This window comes from Afifella pfennigii DSM 17143 (genome assembly GCF_000688515.1).
GTDB classification, from domain to species: domain Bacteria; phylum Pseudomonadota; class Alphaproteobacteria; order Rhizobiales; family Afifellaceae; genus Afifella; species Afifella pfennigii.
Genome location: NZ_JHZK01000004.1, coordinates 103312 through 122891, shown reverse-complemented (window position 1 = coordinate 122891; position 19580 = coordinate 103312). Strand labels below are relative to the sequence as shown.

Annotated in this window: 19 protein-coding genes; 13 read left to right on the top strand and 6 right to left on the bottom strand. The window is 67.6% G+C overall.

Annotation, left to right across the window (positions count from 1 at the left end):
- Window positions 1-218 precede the first annotated feature (218 nt).
- From Q331_RS0105235 to Q331_RS0105220, 4 genes are all read right to left on the bottom strand, one after another.
- Window positions 219-3488 (bottom strand): error-prone DNA polymerase, encoded by a 3270-nt coding sequence (locus Q331_RS0105235; protein ID WP_026379815.1) that lies wholly within the window; start codon window positions 3486-3488, stop codon window positions 219-221.
- Window positions 3489-3495: 7 nt separating this feature from the next.
- A complete protein-coding gene (locus Q331_RS0105230; RefSeq protein WP_026379814.1) occupies window positions 3496-5034 on the bottom strand; it encodes a Y-family DNA polymerase in 1539 nt (512 codons plus the stop codon).
- Complete coding sequence (locus Q331_RS20095; RefSeq protein ID WP_051630611.1) at window positions 4931-5857, bottom strand: ImuA family protein; 927 nt, start codon at window positions 5855-5857, stop codon at window positions 4931-4933. Before Q331_RS20095 ends, Q331_RS0105230 begins: the two co-directional genes overlap by 104 nt.
- A gap of 84 nt (window positions 5858-5941) precedes the next feature.
- A complete protein-coding gene (locus Q331_RS0105220; protein ID WP_051630609.1) occupies window positions 5942-6127 on the bottom strand; it encodes a DUF1127 domain-containing protein in 186 nt (61 codons plus the stop codon).
- 98 nt (window positions 6128-6225) lie between these two features.
- Here Q331_RS0105220 and Q331_RS0105215 point away from each other — a divergent pair, with 98 nt between their 5' ends.
- Both Q331_RS0105215 and Q331_RS0105210 read left to right on the top strand, forming a co-directional pair.
- Window positions 6226-6927, top strand: coding sequence for an ArsR/SmtB family transcription factor (locus Q331_RS0105215; protein ID WP_026379812.1), 702 nt, complete (start codon window positions 6226-6228; stop codon window positions 6925-6927).
- A 92-nt stretch (window positions 6928-7019) separates the two neighbouring features.
- Window positions 7020-8843: an SLC13 family permease gene (locus tag Q331_RS0105210; protein ID WP_026379811.1), complete on the top strand. Its 1824-nt coding sequence runs from the start codon at window positions 7020-7022 to the stop codon at window positions 8841-8843.
- Here Q331_RS0105210 and Q331_RS0105205 read toward each other — a convergent pair.
- Window positions 8840-9547, bottom strand: a complete 708-nt coding sequence (locus Q331_RS0105205; RefSeq protein ID WP_026379810.1) for a TetR/AcrR family transcriptional regulator — start codon at window positions 9545-9547, stop codon at window positions 8840-8842. The genes Q331_RS0105210 and Q331_RS0105205 overlap by 4 nt on opposite strands.
- A gap of 175 nt (window positions 9548-9722) precedes the next feature.
- Between Q331_RS0105205 and Q331_RS0105200 the strand changes: the two genes are divergently transcribed.
- The 6 genes from Q331_RS0105200 to Q331_RS0105175 all read left to right on the top strand — a co-directional run bounded on the left by Q331_RS0105200 (window position 9723) and on the right by Q331_RS0105175 (window position 14030).
- Entirely contained in the window at window positions 9723-11027 is a 1305-nt protein-coding gene (locus Q331_RS0105200) for a phenylacetate--CoA ligase family protein (protein WP_034491097.1), read from the top strand.
- Window positions 11024-11779, top strand: coding sequence for an enoyl-CoA hydratase/isomerase family protein (locus tag Q331_RS0105195; protein WP_026379808.1), 756 nt, complete (start codon window positions 11024-11026; stop codon window positions 11777-11779). Before Q331_RS0105200 ends, Q331_RS0105195 begins: the two co-directional genes overlap by 4 nt.
- Window positions 11780-11859: 80 nt before the next feature.
- Entirely contained in the window at window positions 11860-12129 is a 270-nt protein-coding gene (locus Q331_RS20090; protein WP_034491095.1) for a hypothetical protein, read from the top strand.
- Between the two features lie 80 nt (window positions 12130-12209).
- Entirely contained in the window at window positions 12210-12515 is a 306-nt protein-coding gene (locus Q331_RS0105185; protein ID WP_051630607.1) for an HNH endonuclease, read from the top strand.
- A gap of 61 nt (window positions 12516-12576) precedes the next feature.
- Window positions 12577-12894 carry an ArsR/SmtB family transcription factor gene (locus tag Q331_RS0105180; RefSeq protein WP_026379806.1) on the top strand — a complete coding sequence of 106 codons (318 nt, stop codon included), beginning with the start codon at window positions 12577-12579 and terminating at the stop codon, window positions 12892-12894.
- A gap of 83 nt (window positions 12895-12977) precedes the next feature.
- The gene (locus Q331_RS0105175; protein ID WP_051630605.1) at window positions 12978-14030 is read left to right on the top strand and encodes a permease; all 1053 of its coding nucleotides are present in this window, start codon (window positions 12978-12980) and stop codon (window positions 14028-14030) included.
- Window positions 14031-14084: 54 nt separating this feature from the next.
- Here Q331_RS0105175 and Q331_RS0105170 read toward each other — a convergent pair whose 3' ends face one another.
- Window positions 14085-15107, bottom strand: a complete 1023-nt coding sequence (locus Q331_RS0105170; RefSeq protein ID WP_084174779.1) for a permease — start codon at window positions 15105-15107, stop codon at window positions 14085-14087.
- 64 nt (window positions 15108-15171) lie between these two features.
- On the opposite strand from Q331_RS0105170, the gene Q331_RS0105165 reads away from it, so the two are divergent.
- From Q331_RS0105165 to Q331_RS0105145, 5 genes are all read left to right on the top strand, one after another.
- Window positions 15172-16065 carry a LysR family transcriptional regulator gene (locus tag Q331_RS0105165; protein ID WP_245615511.1) on the top strand — a complete coding sequence of 298 codons (894 nt, stop codon included), beginning with the start codon at window positions 15172-15174 and terminating at the stop codon, window positions 16063-16065.
- A 132-nt stretch (window positions 16066-16197) separates the two neighbouring features.
- Window positions 16198-16818, top strand: coding sequence for a GntR family transcriptional regulator (locus Q331_RS0105160; protein WP_026379802.1), 621 nt, complete (start codon window positions 16198-16200; stop codon window positions 16816-16818).
- Window positions 16819-16978: 160 nt separating this feature from the next.
- A complete protein-coding gene (locus Q331_RS0105155; protein ID WP_026379801.1) occupies window positions 16979-17563 on the top strand; it encodes a biotin transporter BioY in 585 nt (194 codons plus the stop codon).
- The gene (locus Q331_RS0105150) at window positions 17564-17983 is read left to right on the top strand and encodes a DUF1284 domain-containing protein (RefSeq protein ID WP_026379800.1); all 420 of its coding nucleotides are present in this window, start codon (window positions 17564-17566) and stop codon (window positions 17981-17983) included. It begins immediately after the preceding gene.
- A 347-nt stretch (window positions 17984-18330) separates the two neighbouring features.
- Window positions 18331-19509, top strand: a complete 1179-nt coding sequence (locus tag Q331_RS0105145) for a transporter substrate-binding domain-containing protein (RefSeq protein WP_084174777.1) — start codon at window positions 18331-18333, stop codon at window positions 19507-19509.
- The last annotated feature ends 71 nt before the right edge of the window (window positions 19510-19580 follow it).

The following is a 19580-nucleotide window of genomic DNA, read 5'->3' as shown; positions in this document are numbered from 1 at the left end:
TGAGAAATCTCCCTTTTTGCTGCGCAGAAAGCGTGAGGCCATTGCGCGATGGCCGCAGTCTTCCTAGGCGTCGGCGAAAACATGTTTGTGAAATTAACATGACAGTTCAATGACACTGGCGGCGCTAAATCGGCCGCGTGAAGCGGCTCTCCGCCGGAACGACGGCCTACCGGCCCATGCGCTGGCCGAGGCCGCTTGTGGATAGGTTCGCAACGGCCTCAGCGGAAGTTGCGTGCCTTGACGCTGATGCCGCCCACAGGTCGCAGATCCGGGATGAGGATGTCGCGCGGCTTCAGCCCGAGCGCCTTCATCTCGCGCGGATCGGGGCCGTTGCCGCCATTCTTCACCTCGTCGGCGCGGTTCGGCGGCACCGGGAAGGGCGCTTCGCGCTCACCGACCTTTCTGAGGAGATCGGAAAGGTCGGTGAGATGCTGGGCGACGACATGGATGACCTCGCCTTCGCGCTGCACCCGGCCGCGGCAGGAAAGCATGCCCGCCGACAGGACGATGCGTCGCTGGCGCTCCAGGAGCGCGGGCCAGACGATGATATTGGCCTGGCCGGTCTCGTCCTCGATGGTGATGAACATGACGCCTTTGGCGCTGCCCGGCCGCTGGCGCACCAGCACCATGCCGGCGATTTCGATCCATGCCCCGTCGCGCCATGTGCTGACAATGCCGGTCGGCCGGATGCGCCGCCGCTCAAGTTCGGCCCTGAGGAAAAAGACCGGATGCTGGCGCAGGGTGAGGCCAAGGCTCTGGTAATCCTCCGCCACTTCGCGCCCCGCCGTCATGGCGGCGAGCGCCACCTCCGGCTCGGTGGCCTCGGGAAGGATCCTTGCCTCCCGCGCATCGGCGGCGGCGAAGAGCGGCAGTGGTTTGTCGGCAAGGCCGCGGATCGCCCATAGCGCCTTGCGCCGCGACAGGCCGAGCGATGCAAAGGCATCGGCCTCGGCGAGGCGCTCCAGCGCGGCAGCGGCAAGGCCGGCGCGGCGATGGACCTCCTCCAGGCTGCGATAGGGCGCATGCCGGGCCGCCACCAGCGCCGCTCCGTCCCGATTGGCGAGCCCCTTGGCGAGGCGCAGGCCGAGCCGTACCGCGTCCCTGCCGTCTTCTTGTCGTTCCAGAACGCTGTCCCAGCGGCTGAAATTGACGTCGACGGGCAGCACTTCGACGCCGTGGGCGCGGGCATCGCGTACCAGCTGCGCCGGGGCGTAGAAGCCCATCGGCTGGCTGTTGAGGATGGCGGCGAGGAAGATGTCCGGATGGTGGCGCTTCACCCATGAGCTGGCATAGGCGATGAGGGCGAAGGAGGCGGCGTGGCTTTCCGGAAAGCCGTAGGAGCCGAAGCCCTCGATCATGGTGAAGGCGCGCTCGGCGAAGTCCTTCCCGTAGCCGCGCGCCAGCATGCCGTCGATGAACTTTGCCCGGAAGGTGCTGACGCTGCCGGTGAACTTGAAGGTCGCCATGGAGCGACGCAGCTTGTCGGCTTCCGAGGGGGTGAAACCGGCGCAATGGACGGCGAGCGCCATCGCCTGTTCCTGGAAGAGCGGCACGCCGAGTGTCTTGCCGAGGACGCGGCGGAATTCCTCGGTGGGATATTCGACCGCCTCCTTGCCCTCGCGGCGCCTCAGATAGGGATGCACCATCTCGCCCTGGATCGGGCCGGGCCGCACGATGGCGATCTGGACGGTGAGGTCGTAGAGGTTCTGGGGCTTCAGCCGCGGCGCCATCGCCATCTGGGCGCGGCTTTCGATCTGAAAGACGCCGACCGTATCGGCCTTGGCGATCATCGCGTAGACCGCCTTTTCCTCCGCCGGCACGGTGGCGATATCGACGTCGAGCCCGCGATGCGCCTTCAAGAGGTCGAAGCAGCGGCGCAGGCAGCCGAGCATGCCGAGGCCTAGGACATCGACCTTCATGAAGCCGAGCTCGTCGATATCGTCCTTGTCCCATTCGATGACCTGCCGGTCCGTCATCGCCGCCGGCTCGATCGGCACGAGCGTGTCGAGCCGGTCCTCCGTCAGGACGAAGCCGCCCGGATGTTGGGAGAGATGGCGCGGAAAGCCGATGAGCGCCCGCGAGAGTTTTAAGGTCAGCCGCAGCCGGTAATCGGCTTCGTTGAGGTTGAGCTCGGCAAGGTGCTTTTCCTCCACGCCATCGCGGCTCCAGCCCCAGATCTGCGAGGAGAGCGCGGCGGTGACGTCCTCGGTGAGGCCGAGCGCCTTGCCGACCTCGCGGATGGCGCCCTTGGCGTGATAGCGCACCACGGTGGCGCAGAGCGCCGCGCGCTGGCGCCCATAGGTCTCATAGACCCATTGGATGACCTCCTCGCGCCGCTCATGCTCGAAATCGACGTCGATATCGGGCGGCTCGCCGCGGTCGCGCGAGACGAAGCGCTCAAACAGGAGGTCGTTGCGCGCCGGGTCGATGGCGGTGATGCCGAGGACGAAGCAGATGGCGGAATTGGCGGCGCTGCCGCGGCCCTGGCAGAGGATGCCTTCAGAGCGGGCGAAGCGCACGATGGCGTTCACGGTGAGGAAGTAGGGGGCGTAGCCGAGCTCGGCGACGAGGCAAAGCTCGTGGCGAAGCTGCGTGGCGACCTTTTCCGGCACGCCGCCGGGAAAGCGCTCCGCCGCGCCTTCCCATGTCAGCTTCTCCAGCGCTGCTTGCGGCGTCATGCCGGGGATCAGGATCTCCGACGGATACTGGTATTTCAGCTCTTCGAGCGTAAAGCGGCAGGCATCGGCGATCTCGGCGCTGCGCAGGAGCGCCTGCGGATGGGAGGAGAAGAGCCGCGCCATCTCCTCGGGGCTCTTCAAGTGCCTGTCGGCGAAGGCCTCGCGCCTGAAGCCGAGCTCGTCCAGGGTGACGCCTTCGCGGATCGCCGTCATGACGTCCTGCAGGATGCGCCGCTCCGGCCGGTGATAGAGGACGTCGCCGGTGGCGACCGCCGGCACGCCGTAGGTGCCGGCCATCGCCGCAAGCTGGGCAAGGCGCAGCGCCTCGCCCGGACGGCGGCGCAGCGTCAGGGCGAGCGAGGCGTCGTTTCCGAAGCTCTCCTTCAGCCAGGCGAGCCGTTCCGCCAGCGCCTCGTCCGCCGCCTCGGGGATGAGGATCGCCATCTGGCCCTCGCCATGCGCCGCCACCTCCTGCCGCGTCACCTTACAGCCGCCCTTGCCGGCGCGGGTCTTGCCGAGGGTAAGGAGCCGGCAGAGGCGGCCATAGGCGGCCCGGTCGCGCGGATAAAGAAGAAGCTCTGGTCCGTCCAAGAGCTTCAGCCGCGTGCCGACGATAAGGCGCAGGCCCGTCTCCCTCGCCGCCGCATGCGCCCGCACCAAGCCGGCGAGCGAGCCGTGATCGGTGATGGCGAGGGCAGAAAGGCCGAGATTGGCCGCCTCGGCGAAGAGCTCTTCCGGATGCGAGGCGCCGCGCAGGAAGGAATAGTTGGAGACGGCCTGAAGCTCGGCATAGGGCGGGGCAGAGCGCATGGCGGCCTCAGGCGAAGAAGCCGTGCAGGAACCAGCGCGGTGGCGCCGCGCCGCGCGTCTCACGAAAGAGCCAGAAGCGGGCGCCCCTCTCGTCCTCCACCTGGAAATAGTCGCGGGCAAGGCCGATCTCGCCGGGCCCCTGCCACCATTCACCGAAGATGCGCTCCGGCCCGTCGGCGCGGCGGATGCGGTGGCGCGCCCCTTTCCAGACGAAGAGGGCGGGCGGATAATCGGGCAGGAGCGCCGTCACCTCCACCGGTTCCGGGTGAGCAAGCAGGCGGGCGGGGCGCGGCCAGCTCCTTGGGCGCGTGGCCGCCTTCCTGCGCAGCTCTTCCAGCGGCGGCACGCGCTTCACCGCGCGCTCGGGAAAATCGCTTTCCACCGGCGCCGTGCGGAAGATGCGAGCGCCGCCGAGCCGGCCCTGCAGCCGGTCGATAAGTTCGGCAAGATCCGGCTGTTGCGGCTTTGTGCCGAAATTGGTGGCAAGCTGCTCGGCATGAAGCGGCGCCGTCACGGAGGCGAGGAGCCGGGCCTCCTCCACGCCGAGGCCGCAATCGATGCTCCCCAGCCGTTCGCCGAGAAGCTGCGTCAGATGCGCCGGCCGGCGGCTCGGCCGGGCAAGGCGGACGGAGAGCAAGGCGATGCTGCGGTCGAGCCGGGTGAGGAGGAGGTCGAGCCGCCGCGCCCCCGCCTTGCGGGCGGCGAGCCGCTCGCACAGCTCTTCGGCGAGGCGGTCGAGGGCAAGGGAGAGCGCCTCGGCGGCCGCCAGCGGCTCGGCAAAGGCAAGCCTTGTCTCGATCCTTTCCGGCGGCCGTATCGGCACGATCGGCTCGGCGGCGACCCCCAACGCCTCGTCGAGGCGGCGCAGGAGCTCCGGCCCGAAGCGGCGGGCGAGCGGCGCGCGGCTTTTGCCGAAAAGCTCGCCCATCCGCTCAAAGCCGAGCCGGCGGAGCGCCGCGCTCCTCTCCTCGTCAAGACGCAGCGCCTCCACTGGAAGCGGCGCCAGATGCTCCGCAAGGCTCGCCCCTGGCGGCACCCTGGGGGCCGGCCCCGGCGCGAAGCGGGCGAGCGCATGGGCGGCGCCGAGACTTGCCGCGAGCCCCGCCTTGGCGGTGAGTCCCATGCGGGAAAGGCGGGCAAGGAGGTCTTCAAGCAGCTTTTCCTCGCCGCCGAAGAGATGCGCGCAGCCGCCGATGTCGAGAAGGAGCCCGTCCGGCGGATCGGGCGCGACGACGGGGCTGTAGCGAAGCGCCCAGACGGCGAGCCTGTAGAGCGCCCTCGCTTCTTCCTCCGGGGCGCTCTCTTTCAGGAGCAGCCCCGGCAGCAGCGCTTGCGCCCGGCTCGCCGGCATGCCGGCATAAAGACCCTTTTGCCGTGCCTTTATGTCGAGGGCGACGAGCCTGCGCTCCGCGCCGATCCGCGCCGTTAAGGCGAGCGGGCGCTCAGGCGGCAGGTCTTTGGGCAGGGCTTTGGGCAGGGCTTTGGTAAGACGGCGCAGCCTCTCCGCCTGGAAGAAGGGCAGAAACACCGAGACGACCCGCTGCATCGGCGGCCTCCGTGACAAACAAGGCCGGGTCGGCGCCCCGGCAACGCAACAACGCGGCCCGCCAGCGTGACGGTCCGATGCCGGCGAGGAGCCTTTCGCTCGTGTCGGGAAAGGGGCCGGGAAAGGGGCCGGAAAAGGGGGTGACGGCAAGAGGAGAGGAGGGCAGCGGCGTGATCTGCCAGCGCGTCACCGCCGCCGTCGGCTCCGTGCCGGCCGAGGCAGGGCCCTGGCGGAAAGGCCGGCAGAGGACAAAGCCCGTCACCCCGGAAGTCTCCGCGGCGAGCTGCAAGCGCCGCGAGGCCGTCAGCCCGAGCCGCGCTGTCTCGCCGACGACCGCGGCAAGGCCTTGATGTTTCAGCCCCTCCTCCATGGCGGCGAGCACGTCGCGCCCATGCCAGGTCTCCACATGGATCACCCGGTCGGGGCATAGGCCGACCGATGCAAGGCTCGGCGCGAAAAGGTCGCGCGCCGAAAGGCACCACAGGACGGGACCCTCAAGCCGGGCGAGGATGGCGGCGAGAAAGAGCGTCGCGGCGGCGATGTCGCCGGCCCCGCCGGCAAAGGTGGCGCCGGCGGAGGTGACCCCGGCCTGCTTGCCGGCCTCTCCCTCATGGAAAAGCCCGGCCGGCCCGCCCCAGATTTCGTGCAGCGCGCCGAGCCGAAGCCCGCCATCCGGCAAATGCTTATCGATCGCCGCCGCGTCGAAGGGCAGCGTCTTCTTGGCGCCTGGCGTGGTGCCCTCCAGCGCGCCGATCTCCTGGCGCAGGCGGGAAAGCACGCCGGCGCGCCAGCCCCTTTCGGCTTTGGGTATGTGCTCGGCCATGGGATCATGTTCTCTATTCGTTCTTATTGATTCCCAAGGACGGGAAAAGAGTCAAGCGGGCGAAGATGGAGGCCGGCAGGCATCTCACCCCTGCCAGAACCGTTTGCCCGTCTCTTGGCGTCTTTCCTCTTCGGTGATGCCGATATCGGCGAGAAGATGCGGAGAAAGATCCTTCAGCGCCCGCCGCGTGCGGGCGCGCCGCATCCAGAGGCCTAGAACCGGCCATAGGCAGGAGCCGCGAGGCGAGGTGGTGATGAGAAAGGCGTCCATGGCGCCATTTTGCCTGTCCGGCCTCACAAAAGTTTCGGCAAGGACCGAACCGATGTGCTGCTTTTGCCCGTAGGATCGGCTCGAAGGGAGCTGCCGCCATGACCAACCGCTTCGCCGAAATTGCCGCGCTCGCCGGCGAGCCCGGCCGCGCCCAGATGCTGCACGCCCTCCTCGATGGACGGGCGCTGACCGCAAACGAGCTGGCGGCTGTCGCGGGCGTCTCGCCGCCGACGGCAAGCGGCCATCTTTCCCGCACGGTCAAGGCTGGCCTGCTGGATGTCGTGGCGCAGGGTCGGCACCGCTATTTTCGCCTCTCTGGCCCTGCCGTTGCCGAGATGATGGAGGCGATCATGAAAGTCGCCTCCGCGCAGCCGCAGGCGAAGGCTTCTCTCACGGTCGGGCCGAAGGACAGGGCGCTCCGACGCGCGCGCACCTGCTACGACCACCTTGCCGGCGCGCTCGGTGTGGCGCTTGCCGACGCGCTAACGGCCGCCGACCACGTCGAACTGACCGAGGAGGCGGAAATCCTGACAGAAGCGGGGTTGGATTTCCTTGCCCGCATCGGCCTTGACGTAGCGCCGCTTCAGGCCCGGCAGACGCGTGGCTCCGGGCGCATCCTCTGCCGCCCCTGCCTTGACTGGAGCGAGCGGCGGCCACATCTCGCCGGCGCGCTCGGCGCCGCGCTCTGCTCGCACAGTCTGGAGGCGGGCTGGGTCCGCCGTCTTTCCGGGACCCGTGCCCTGGAGGTCACGCGCGCTGGTGAGAGGGCCTTCAAGGAAAGCTTCGGGCTGCGCCTCTAGCCTGACACGCCGATTGTCTTGCATCGCTGGCATGCCGCCACGCCGCCCGGGAGGCCCGCGACGTTGCCGGTAAAATCGCCTATGCCGACGGCATGAATTCTGATCTTCTCATCGTCCTCGCCCTTCTTGCGGTGGCGATCGTCCTTTTCATCGCCAACCGTCCGCGCATGGATGCCGTGGCGCTGATCATGCTGGTGGCGCTTCCGCTCTCCGGCGTCATCACGGTCGAGGAGGCGCTTGCCGGCTTCGCCGATCCCAACATCGTTCTCATCGCCGCCCTCTTCGTCATCGGCGAGGGGTTGGTGCGCACCGGTGTCGCCCAACATCTCGGCGAGCGCATCGTGCGCCGCGCTGGTGGCAGCGAGGCGGCGCTGATCGCCCTGTTGATGGTGACGGTCGCGCTCATCGGCTCGGTGATGAGCTCCACCGGTGTCGTGGCGCTCTTCATCCCGATTGTCCTGCGCGTGGCGCGCCGCGCCCACCTCTCGCCCAGCCAGCTGATGATGCCGCTCAGTATCGGCGGCCTTCTCAGTGGCATGATGACCCTCGTCGGCACGCCGCCCAACCTCATCCTGCATGCCGAGCTGGTGCGCAGCGGCTTTGAGGGTTTCGGCTTCTTCGACATTACGCCCTTCGGCATCCCGCTGCTGATCATGGCCATTGGCTACATGCTGCTTGTGCGCAGATTCCTGCCCGGCGGCGCCGTGGAGGAAACCGGCACCCGCCCGCGCCTTGCCGAATGGGTCGCCGAATACGGGCTCGCCGAGCGCGAGGGCCGGCTGCGCATCGCGCCGGGCTCGCCGCTGATCGGCCGGCGCCTGAAGGCGCTCGATTTGCGCGCCGCCACCGGCGTCGACATCATCGCCATCGAGCGAGGCCGCGGCTTTGCCCGCCATCTCATCCGCCCGCTCGCCGAGACGGAGCTTCTTGAGGGCGACGTTCTCTTCCTCGACGTCTTCGCGCCTGAATTCGATCTGGACGAAATCTGCCGGCGTTTCGGCCTGAAGCGTCTGCCGCTCACCGGCAGCTACTTCAACGACCGCTCGCAGGAAATCGGCATGGCTGAGGTGATGCTGCCGGCGGAATCGAAATATCTCGGCCGCACCCTGCTTCAATCGCATCTGCGCACGGAGACGGGCCTTGCCGTCGTTGGCCTGAAGCGCGGCCGCGAGGCGGTCACGGCGCCGATCCTGGAGGAACGGCTGCGTGTCGGCGACACGCTCCTCGTCTTCGGGCCATGGCGCGCCATCCGGGCGCTGCAGACGACCGGCGGCGACCTCATTCTCCTCAATCTACCTGTGGAATTGGAGGATGCGCTGCCGGCGCCCGGCCGGGCGCCCTACGCGCTTCTCTCCCTCGGCCTCGTTGTCTTCCTGATGGTGACGGGATTGGTGCCGAACGTTCTGGCGGCGCTTCTCGGCTGCCTCTTAATGGGGCTCTTCGGCTGTGTCGACATGCCCTCCGCCTATCGCTCCATTCATTGGCAGAGCCTCATCCTCATCGTCGGCATGTTGCCCTTCTCCGTCGCCTTGCAGAAGACGGGTGGCGTGCAGCTTGCGGCCGACGCCATGCTCGCCGCCGTCGGCGAGGCGGGTCCGCGGGTTCTTCTCGCCGGGCTTTTTCTCGTTACGGCGGGCCTGTCGCTGTTCATCTCCAACACGGCGACGGCCGTGTTGATGGCGCCGGTCTGCATCGTCCTGGCCGAGACGCTGAACACCTCGCCCTATCCCTTCGCCATGACCGTGGCGCTCGCCGCCTCCTCGGCCTTCATGACGCCGGTTTCCTCGCCGGTGAACGCCCTGGTGACGGGCCCTGGCAATTACACCTTCATGGATTTCGTGCGCATCGGCGTGCCCTTCGCGGCGATCGCGCTCGCCACGACGGTGCTGCTCGTGCCCTTGATCCTGCCCTTCTAAGGCGAGCCTTCCTGGTCGGTGCGCCCATAGGCGGCGCGCCACCACAAGTCGGTGAGAAGCTCCGCCACCGCCTCCTCGTCTTGGCCGAGGGCGGCGAGCGCCGGCTCGTGGCGCAGAAAAAGCTGCGCCAGAAAGTCGTCGACCATGCCGCCGAGCGCGTAGGCGGTCGGCAAGAGATCTTCGGCCTCTTGCGCGCTCTTCAACCCCATGGCGGCGCGCCCGCGCGCCATCGCCGCCGCCATGCGCCGGTACCAGGCCCGGTTCAGCGCCTGATAGGAGCGGGCGAAGGCGGAGCTGTCGTTGCCAAGGCCGATGAGGCAGCGCATCAGGCCGGCATTGGCGGCAAACAGGCGCGTATAGAGAAGCATCGTGCCCTTCACCCGCTCGCGTGAGCCTGGCGCGCCTTCAAGCCCGCCGGCAAGCCGCGCTTCCAGGAAGGCGGAGAATTCCTCCACCAAGGCCTCCAGGGCCGCGCCCATCTCCGGGAAGTAGCGGTAGAAGGTGCCATGGGCGAGGTCGGCCGCCCGCGTCACGCCGGAGACCTTCAAGCCGCCCCGTTCCGCTCCGGCCAGCAGCTCAGCGGCGAGGGCGGCAAGGAGGGTGAGGCGCGTGCGCTCCACCTTGCGTAGGTCCGGCGACGCGGCACGCTCTGAGAGCGCTGCGGCAAAATCGAGCCCGCCCTTCGCCTTTCCTTTCTCCAGCATCCGCCCCTTTCCGTGCCGCGCATCATGCGCGGTCCAGATTGACAGATTCGATAATAAATGAAAATGATATCACTGTCATTTACTCTGGAACAAGCGATAGGGCCCTGCCGGATAGCCTGCCGCTCGCATCGGCAAATGCCCCACCCGTCTCTTGCCCGTTGCGCCCGAGGGAGCGATGCTCGTCGACCGCGCCGATTTTGCCGATGTGGCGGAGCTTGCCGCCCACCGCCAGCGCCTTTGGGAGAGGCAGCGCGACTATCTTGCCGCCCATTCGCCGCTGCACCGGCGCGCCTGGGCCGGCAAGGCGCCGCCGCAAAGGCTGGAGGCGCTCGCCGAATTGCCGCTCATCGACAAGGAGATGCTGCGCGACAGCCAGGCCGCGCATCCGCCCTTCGGCGATTATCTCGCCGCCGAACCCGCTCGCATCGCCCGCATTCATCGCACGTCCGGCACCACCGGCACGGCGATGAACCTTGCCCTTTCGGCCCGCGACGCCGAGGAGACGGCTCTCGTCGGCGCCAGGGCGCAGGCGGCAAGCGGCCTCGGCCCCGGCCACCGCGTCGTCCATTGTCTGAATTATCGCCTTTGGATGGGTGGCTTCACCGACCACACGACGCTTGAGGCGACCGGGGCGACCGTTGTCCCCTTCGGCGTCGGCGATAGCGAGCTTCTCATCCGCACCATCCGCGAGCTTGCCGTCACGGCGATTTCCTGCACGCCCTCCTATCCTGCGGTGCTGGAGCGCGTCATCGCGGAGCGCTTCCAAGGCCTGAAGCCGCGCGACCTCGGCTTGCGGCTCGGCCTCTTCGGCGGCGAGGCTGGGCTCGACGATCCCGCCTTCCGCGCAAGGCTGGAGGAGGTCTGGGGCTTTGCCGTGCGCAACGCCAATTACGGCGTCAGCGACGTCTTCTGCAATTTCGCTGGCCAGAGCGAAGTGGAGTGCGACCTGCATTTCATGGCGCTCGACATCCTGCATCCGGAGCTCGTGGAGCCTGAGAGCGGCGAGCCGGTGCCCTTCAAGGAGGGCATGCGCGGCGAATTGGTGCTCACCCATATGCGCCGCGACTGCCAGCCTTTGGTGCGCTTTCGCACCGGCGATATCGTGCTCCTCACCGGCACCGGCCGCGCCCGCTGCGGGCGTACCGCGCCGCGCTTTCGCGTCGTCGGCCGCGCCGACGACATGGTCGTGGTGCGCGGCCTCAACCTTTTCCCGACGCAGGTTGCCGCCGTCATTCACGCCTTCGCCGAGCTCTCCGGCGAATACCGCATCGTCCTCCAAGGCCCCGGCCCTTACGATGCCCTGCCGATCGAGGCCGAGATGGCCGAGGGTGTGGGCGCGGGAAAGGGCCTTGCCGAGGCTCTGGAGCGGCGCATCAAGGCCGAGCTCGGCGCCACCGGGCGCGTGAGCTTGCTGCCTTTCGGCGCCCTGCCGCGCACCGAAGGCAAGACCCGTCGCGTCGTCAGGAGGCAACAGCCATGAGCGGCACCGTCATCTCCACTTATCTCGGCAACGGCGTGGAAAAGATCTCTCTCAACCGGCCGGCGCGTCTCAACGCCATTTGCCCGGAGCTCCTGGAAGACCTTTTGGCGGCCTTCGCCAAGGCTGCGAGGGATGAGGAGGTGCGTGCCATCCTCTTCACCGGCGAGGGGCGCGCCTTCTGCTCCGGCGACGACCTCAAGGATTTTTCGGGCCAGGTTTCCGACGAGGCCGGCACCCGCGCTTATGTGGAGCGTATCCAGGAGGTGACACGCGCCATCGTGAGGGGCGACAAGCCGGTCGTCGGTGCCGTCCGCGGCTGGGCTGTCGGCGGCGGGCTGGAATGGGTCATCAATTGCGATTTCGCCGTGGCGGCCGAGAATACCCGCTTCTTCTTTCCGGAGATCTCCTGGGGCCTTTTCGTCACTGGCGGCGTGACGGAGCTGCTGCCGCGCCTCGTCGGGCTTCAGAAGGCGCGCGAGCTCATCCTTTTCGGCGAGAAGTTCCACGCAAGGCAGGCGCTTCAATGGGGCCTTCTTCATGAAGTCGTCCCGGACGAAGAGCTGATGCCGCGCGCCCTGGCACTGGCGGAGCGCATCGCCGCTTTGCCGGCCGGCCCGGTGCGGGATTTGAAGCGCATCCTCGCCGGCGGCGGCCGGGGTCTCGATGCGGCGATGGCGGAAGAGACGGAAGCGACGCTTCGCGGCTTCCTCGATCCTGAGACGGCTCGCCGTATCGCCGCATTCGGCTCGTAGTGCTCGCCGCTCCTGGAGAGTGGCTTCCGCCTTCGGCGCGCCGCGCTCTTCTCGCGAAGCCCGAGAAGAAAGGAGAAGCCATGCGCCGCATATGCATCTCGGTTTTCTGGTTCTACGTGGTTCTGGCGATCTTCAGCCTTCTTGTCGTGCCGCTCAACCGAGCCGGCTTCCTCGGCATGACGCCCGATCCGCTCGCCGGCGTCTTCGCGGTGCTGCTCGCCCAGCCGTGGATTTCGCTCATCGCCCGCATCCCGGGCCTTGGCGAGGTGCTGGAAGGTCCGCTCTTCGTCGCCGCCTGTTTGGCGCTGAATGCTGCTCTTCTGCGCCTTCTTTGCCGCCTGGCGCGCTGACCCCGCCTGATGCCGGCGGGCGGCTGTTGCGCCACCGGGCGGAATTGCCCACCCGGCCCGTGCCGGCGTAGGTTCCGGCCATGCGAGGCCGAGCCAAGGAAGCGACGGCGGGAGAGGCAGTGCAGCCCTGCTGGCTATGCGGCCGTCCGCTCGGCCGGCGGGTGGAATGGCATCATCCGCGCCCCAAGAGCCGCGGCGGGCGCGAGGTCGTGCCGATCCATCCGATCTGCCACCGCACCCTCCATGCCTGTTTCTCCAATCTTGTGCTCGCCCGCATGGCCGAAGAGGCAGAGCCGCTTTCGCAGCACCCGAGGATCGCCAGATTCTTGAACTGGATCGCCGACAAGCCGCCGGATTTCCATGCGCCGACCCATAGGAAGAAATGAGACGCCATGACGGCTACGGTACTTATATTGACATAACTAGTGTAATAGTTATGTTTGCCGCATGAACGAGAGAAACTCCACGGTGGCGCGGGCCTTGGCGGCGCTCGGGCACGAGGCGCGTCTTCAAATCTTCCGCCTGCTCGTGCGCGCCGGAGACGAGGGTCTCATCGTCGGCGATATCGCATCGCATACGGGCCTGCCGCTCTCCACCCTCGCGCACCATCTGCGCACCCTGGTGACGGCCGGCCTGGTGAAGCAGGAGCGTCGTGGCCGCGAGATCGTCAACCGCGCCGATTACCGGGCGATGAACCGGACATTGGATTACCTGACGGCGGAGTGTTGCATGGGCGTGGAGCTCGTCAGACAGAAGGTTGCTTGAAGGGGCGGCGGCGTGCCTATCCGTGCGGCCTGAAATAACGTTAATTCTGGTTTTGTAGTCAAAAGGAAGCGGAGGCCTATGCGGTGACCGGGGCAGTAATCTCGCTGAGCAACCGAGGCGTCGTCCTCGCGCGGCATCTCTGGTCGGGCGAGCGGGTATGGATCGCCACGGCCCTCATCCTTGCCGCCATTACCATCCTGGACCCGCCCCAGGGCGGTCAGAGCCTTCGCTTCGCGCTCGCCGCGCTCGCTGAAACCTCGCCCTACCTCCTCCTGTCGATCGCTCTGGCGGCCTATGCCAGGGCGAGCGGCGCCGACAGTTTGATCGCGCGGGCCTTCACCGGCTCGCCGCTTTTGATGATCGCTCTTGCCGCGGTGGCCGGGGGGCTCTCGCCTTTCTGTTCGTGCGGGGTGATCCCGCTTATCGCGGCGCTGCTTGCCATGGGCGTGCCCTTGTCCGCCGTCATGGCCTTCTGGCTGGCCTCGCCGGTCATCGATCCGTCGATGTTCGTGCTGACCGCGGGCCTGCTCGATATGGAGTTCGCCGTTGCCAAGACGCTGGCGGCGATCGGGATCGGTCTTTTCGGCGGCTGGGTGACGCTGATGCTCGGCCGTGGCGGAGCGCTCGCCGAGCCTTTGCGCGAAGGTGTCGGCACCGGCGGCTGCGCGGCCGCTTCCCTGCGTGCGCCCAAGCCCGTTGCCTGGCGCTTCTGGCGTGCTGGCGAGCGGCGCAGGCTGTTCGCGCGCGAAGGGCTGAAGACGACCATGTTTCTGCTGAAGTGGCTGAGCCTCGCCTTCCTGCTGGAGAGCCTGATGGTCGCCTACGTGCCGGCCGACTGGGTGGTGCGCGCCGTGGGAGGCGATGGCATCCTGTCTGTGCTTCTGGCGACGCTCGTCGGCGTGCCAGCCTATCTCAACGGCTATGCGGCCTTGCCGCTCGTCTCCGGCCTTATCGAGCAGGGCATGTCGGAGGGCGCCGGGCTGGCCTTTCTGGTTTCCGGCGGCGTGACGTCGCTGCCTGCCGCCCTTGCGGTCTGGGCGCTCGCCCGCCCGCCGGTCTTTGCGCTCTATATCGCGCTGGCGCTTCTCGGCTCTCTCGCCTCCGGGCTGGCTTTCGAGCTTTGGCTGGCCGCCTGAGGGTATCGCCGGGGCCGCGCGCCAGGCTGGCGCCGCCTGGCGGCCGGCGAGCCTTCACATCCACGCGCCGAAGGCCCAGCCGCTGATCATGGAGCCGAGGAGAGCAAGGGCGAGATAGAGCAGGAAGGGCTTGATTCTCAGCACCGGGAAGATCGCCATGGCGCCCCAGATGCTGACAACGCCGCCGGAGATGAGGAAGGCCATCGCCGCGCCGGGCGCCATCCCGGCCTCCAACAGCGCCCGCGTCAGCGGCAGGGCCGCATAGCCGTCCACATAGGCGGGCGCGCCGACCAGCACGGCAAGCGGAACCGCCCAGGGATTGTCCTCGCCGACATAGGCCGACATCGCCCCCGGCTGCAGCATGGCGTTGAGCACATATTCGGCGGCGAAGGCGGGCGTCAGCACGATCAGCATGAGCCGCGTGATCGACCAGGCCTCGCGCCGAAAGCGGGCCCGGCGCGGCGCTTCGCGCCATATCGCGGCCTGGAAAGGCGCCTCCTCCGCCTGGCATCGCGTGCCGAGGCGCGCGGTGAGCCAATTCCGCCGCAAAGGCGCGTGCGCCCACGCGGTTTCGGCGAACCCCGCGCTGACGAGCCCGCCGAAGATGCCGAGCGCGAAAGCGGCGATGGTCTTGCCGATGGCGAAGGAAAGCCCGAGCGTCGCGCTCGTGGTGGCGAGCATTGCCGGATCGGTAATGGGCGAGGAGAGCCAGAAGGCCATCACCGGTGCGAACGGCACGCCGCCGGCCAGCAATCCTGCCATGAGCGGCAGCACCGTGACCCCGCAGACCGGGGTGATGGCGCCGATCGCGGAGGCGCCGAGAACCGCCGTCAGCATCCGGCCGCGAAACGCCGCCGCCACGCGGTCCGCCGCCCCGCTGGCGGTAATCCAGGCGGCAAGGACGATGCCCGGGATGACGATTGGCGCAATGACGATAAGGCTTTCGACCACGAAAAGCGCTGTCGCGGCGGCTTTGTCGGGAGCGAGCGCAAGCCCCGCGAGCAAGCCGACGGCCAATGCGCCGTAGGCCGCCCTGATGGCGGGGCTGATGCTCTTGAAGGTCTCGATCAAGGTCACGAAAGACGCTCCCTGGAAAAGGCGCGCCCAGGCTATGGGGTGACGGACGATAGGAAAAACGCGTATGCTCAAAATCAACCATCGAATTTTCTCATGGCTGATGCATCAACTCGACAGCGAGCTCTTGCGCACCTTCCTTGCCATCGTGGAGGCCGGCAGCGTGACCGGCGGGGCGGCGCGGATTCATCGTTCCCAGTCTGCGGCGAGCCTGCAGCTCAAGCGGCTGGAGCGCGTGGTCGGACGGCCGGTGCTGCGCCGGCATGGACGCGGCGTGGCGCTCACCATGGCGGGCGAGCGGCTGCTTCCGGTGGCGCGGCAGGTTCTCGGCACGCTCGACACCGCGCTCGAGGAGTTGCGCGAGGACGGGCTGGGCGGCCGCCTGCGGATCGGATTGCCCGACGATTACGGGCGCGGCGCCTTGGCGCGCGTGGTGGCCGATTTCGCCCGGCAGCACCCCGGGGTGGAGCTGGAAGTGACCTGCGCTCTCGGCGCGGATTTTGGCGCGGCTTTGCGATCCGGCCGGCTGGACATCGCCGTCCACGAACTCCCCGATAGACCGCCGGGAGCGGAATTGCTCCGCCGCGAGCGTTTGGTCTGGATGGCCTCGCGCCAAAGCGGTGCCGCCGAGCAAGATCCGCTGCCGGTGGCTCTGTTCGATCGCGCCTGCTGGTGGCGCGAGGCCGCGCTCGCCGATCTGGCGGCCTCCGGAAGGCGGCATCACGTGTTCTTTTCGAGCGAAAGCACGGTCGGCGTGCGCGCGGCGGTCGCCTCCGGCATCGCCGTCGGCTTGCTCGGCGAGACGCTGAAGGGCGAGGATCTGGTGCCCGTGCCGAGCCTTGCTTCGCATCACCGCTCGCATCTCGTTCTGCAGATGGCGCCGGGGCTGGCGGCGCCGGCCTCGCAGGCGATCCGCGCCGCCATGCGGCAGGCTTTTTCCTCGCACAAGGAGAGCGGTTGATGGGAGCGCCGAAATGTCCTTGGCTGACTTGCCGTGATGTGGGAGCCGCGCTGCCGGAGCCGTTACGGCCGCGGTGAATATCGCGCACGACGTCTCGACGATCGAGAAAGCACAAATTATCTATAAAGAGCCATGGGTGCGAAAGCCGAAACAGTAGCTGCGCGCATCAGTCGGACGCTCGCCGAACGCATCATTTCCGGTGCTGTGGAGTCCGGCACCAAGCTGCGCCAGAACGATGTCGCCGAGGAGTTCGGGGCAAGCCATGTGCCTGTGCGCGAGGCGTTTCGGCGTCTGGAGGCGCAGGGCCTGGTGGTCAGCGAGCCGCGCCGCGGCGTGCGCGTCGCCGGCTTCAGTCTCGCCGAGATCCGCGAAGTGGCCGAGATGCGCGCCGCGCTTGAGGTGCTGGCCCTGCGCAACGCCGCGCCGCATCTGACCAAGGCGATCCTCGATGCGGCCGAGGAAGCCACCAGGGCCGGGGACAGGGCCGGCGACGTCCAGGCTTGGGAGGAAGCCAACCGCCGCTTTCATCGCCTCATTCTGGAGCCTTGCGCCATGCCGCGCTTGCTGAAGGCGATCGACGATCTGCATGCCGCCAGCGCGCGTTTCCTCTTCGCTGGCTGGCGGGCCGAATGGGAGGCGCCCACCGACCGGGACCATCGGGCGATCCTGGCCGCCTTGCGCGCCGGCGAGGTGGAGGCGGCGGCCTCCGTGCTCGCCCGGCATGTGCAATGGATTGGCCGAAGACACCCATAGAGAGCTCGATCGCCGAGCGTGCGCGTCGGCACATCTTGGCTCGGCCACGACGCCGAAAAACCTCCTGCGAACATAATCCTCTTGCTATCCGCCGGGCTTTGTGGCGTCTTTTGGCGATAGAATGCCAAAATTATCTATAATCCATCGTAGGAGAGACTCCATGAACCGTGCCGATGCGCTGAGCCTGAAGCCCTTCAGCCCTCTCGATTTACGCAGCCGACCGCTTGTTTGGCAGGTTGCTGCGGTCTTCGCAGGCACGCTGCTCCTGGCCTTGTCCTCCTACATTTCCGTGCCGATGCTCCCCGTCCCCATCACCATGCAGACCTTCGCCGTCGCCCTCGTCGGGGCGGTCTATGGCTGGCGGCTCGGCGCCATCACCATCGTCGCCTGGCTGATGCAGGGCGCTGCCGGCTTGCCCGTCCTGGCCGGCGGCGCTGCCGGCGCGCATCACTTCGTTGGCCCGACGGCCGGCTATCTCTTCGCCTTTCCGATGGTCGGCGCTCTCGTCGGCTGGCTCGCCGAGAGGGGCTGGAATGGCCATCGCGTCGGTCTCGCCTTCGCGAACATGCTGATCGGCAACGCCCTCTGCCTTTTCCTCGGCGCGGCTTGGCTGGCCATCTTCACCGGCGCGGAACAGGCCTTCATGCTGGGGGTGTTTCCCTTCCTCGTCGGGGCCGTCCTGAAATCCGCCCTGGGCGCGGCGACGCTGAGGTTGATGGCACGCGGCAAGGCTGCGGCCGGCTGAATGACGATCCGGCTGCGGCCGCATCACCTGCTCTGCCTGCTCACCTATGTGGGCAAGGGCTACAGCCCCGCCTTCACGTCGAACTACGACGTGATCGCGGGGCGACTTGCGCAAGGCGAGGACGTCCTCATCGTCGCTGGTCCGGACGACATCTGCGCGCCGCTCCTTGGCGAAGAAGATGCGCATTGCTGGCGGGCCAGCGTTCGCGTTCGCGACAGCCTGGCGGCGCGCGATCTGCGCCGTCTGATGCCGGGTCCGGTCCGAGCCGGCACCACGATAACGCTCGGTCCTGAGCTCTTGCGGGCGATGCGCGGGGCTTTCGCCGCGGGCAAGACGCGCTCGGCCTGTCTCGGGTGCCAATGGAGCGACCTGTGCAGCGCCGTCGCGGCGAGCGATTACCGCGGCGTGGTGATACCCTGACCTTGCTTGCCTGTTAGGGCGTGGACGGCCGTTGCCAGGATGGCGATAACGTCAGCTGCGTGCGTGACGGCTCGCCAGCGAAGCGTTTCCTTCGTGAAAGCTCGGCTTGGCCGCTTCGTGGCTCCTCCGCGCACCTCTCTGCGACGGCCCTTCGCGCCGCGTTCCCGCCCGCCTTCCCAGACCTCCATTCGCTAACCGGCGAGAAACACCTTTGCGGTCAAAGGAAAAGGTCGAAGGGGACACATCGCGGCACCGCATCGGCAAGCCAAGGAGGCGGCGAGCGGGGCGGGCGCGAAGGCAAAGGGGATGTGATGATTAAGTTAGGAAGTGCAGCGCGCACATCGTCGATGGGAGCGCTGCCCGGGTTTTTTCTCGCCCTTATTCTGACGGTTGCTCTGGTCTTCGCCTGGGGCGCCGGGGCCCAAGCCCAGCCGGTCGGCGAAACCACGACCCCCGATGCCCCCGCCGCCGCATCTGCCGGCTCCGAAGCCGCTGACACTGAAGCGCGGGCGCCAAATGCGGCGCGTGAGGTCAATGTCGGCCTTTATCTGAGCGCGCCCTTCGTCATGGCCGAGGATGGGGGCGGCTATTCCGGCATGGCGGTCGAACTGTGGGAGGCGATGGCGATGGAGCTGGAGCTTGAGCCGCAATACCGCGTCTATCCCACCATCAAGGATCTCGTCACGGCGACGGCCACAGGCGAGGTCGACGTTGCCGTCACCAACCTTTCCATCACCGAGGCGCGGGCCAGGCGCATCGATTTCACCTATCCCTGGTTCGATTCCGGCTTGCGCATCATGGTCGATGACATGGAAGGCGCCAGCTTCGGCGAAGTGGCGCGGGCCTTGCGCGATTTCGGCTATGTGCGCTCCTATCTGTGGATCGGCTTCGTCATCCTCATGGCCTCCGTCCTTTTCACGCTCTTCTATCGTCGCTTCGACAAGGATTTCCCCAAGCGCTGGCGCGAGGGTTTTGCTGAGGGCTTCTTCGCCGTCATGTCGATTGCCACATCCGGCAAAGCGCCGATCCGCAAGAACTATTTCGGTTGGCTTGGACGGATTTGGGCGGCAATCTGGCTTCTGTGCGGCGTCGCCGTCGTCGCCTATGTCACCTCCACCATCACCAGCGTCATGACGACGATCACGCTCAACAACCAGATCGACGGCCTCGCCGACCTGCCCGGCAAGCGCGTGGCCGTGGCGGAGGGCAGCGTGGCGGAGGATTTCGCCCGCGCCAATTCCCTGGAATACGTCACGTTCCCTGGCGTCGGGGAGGCGGCCGAGGCGCTACTCAACCACGAGGTCGACGCCATTGTCGGCGGCGCGCCGGTGCTGGAATATTATGCTCATACCCATCCCGGGCAGCCGCTGGAGGTGATCGGCGCCATCTTCGAGCCGGACAAATACGGGTTTGGTGTCACCCTGCGGACCGGTTTCACGCGTCCGCTGACGGTGGAGCTGATCGCACTTGAGGGCCGCGACGAGTTGGAAGGGCTGCGGCGGAAGTACTTCGGCAACAATCCTTGAGCGCTCGCGCGGGCGCGGGCCATCGGCTTCGTGCTCGCGCCGTGCCAAAGTCGGCACGCCGTTGAAGCCGG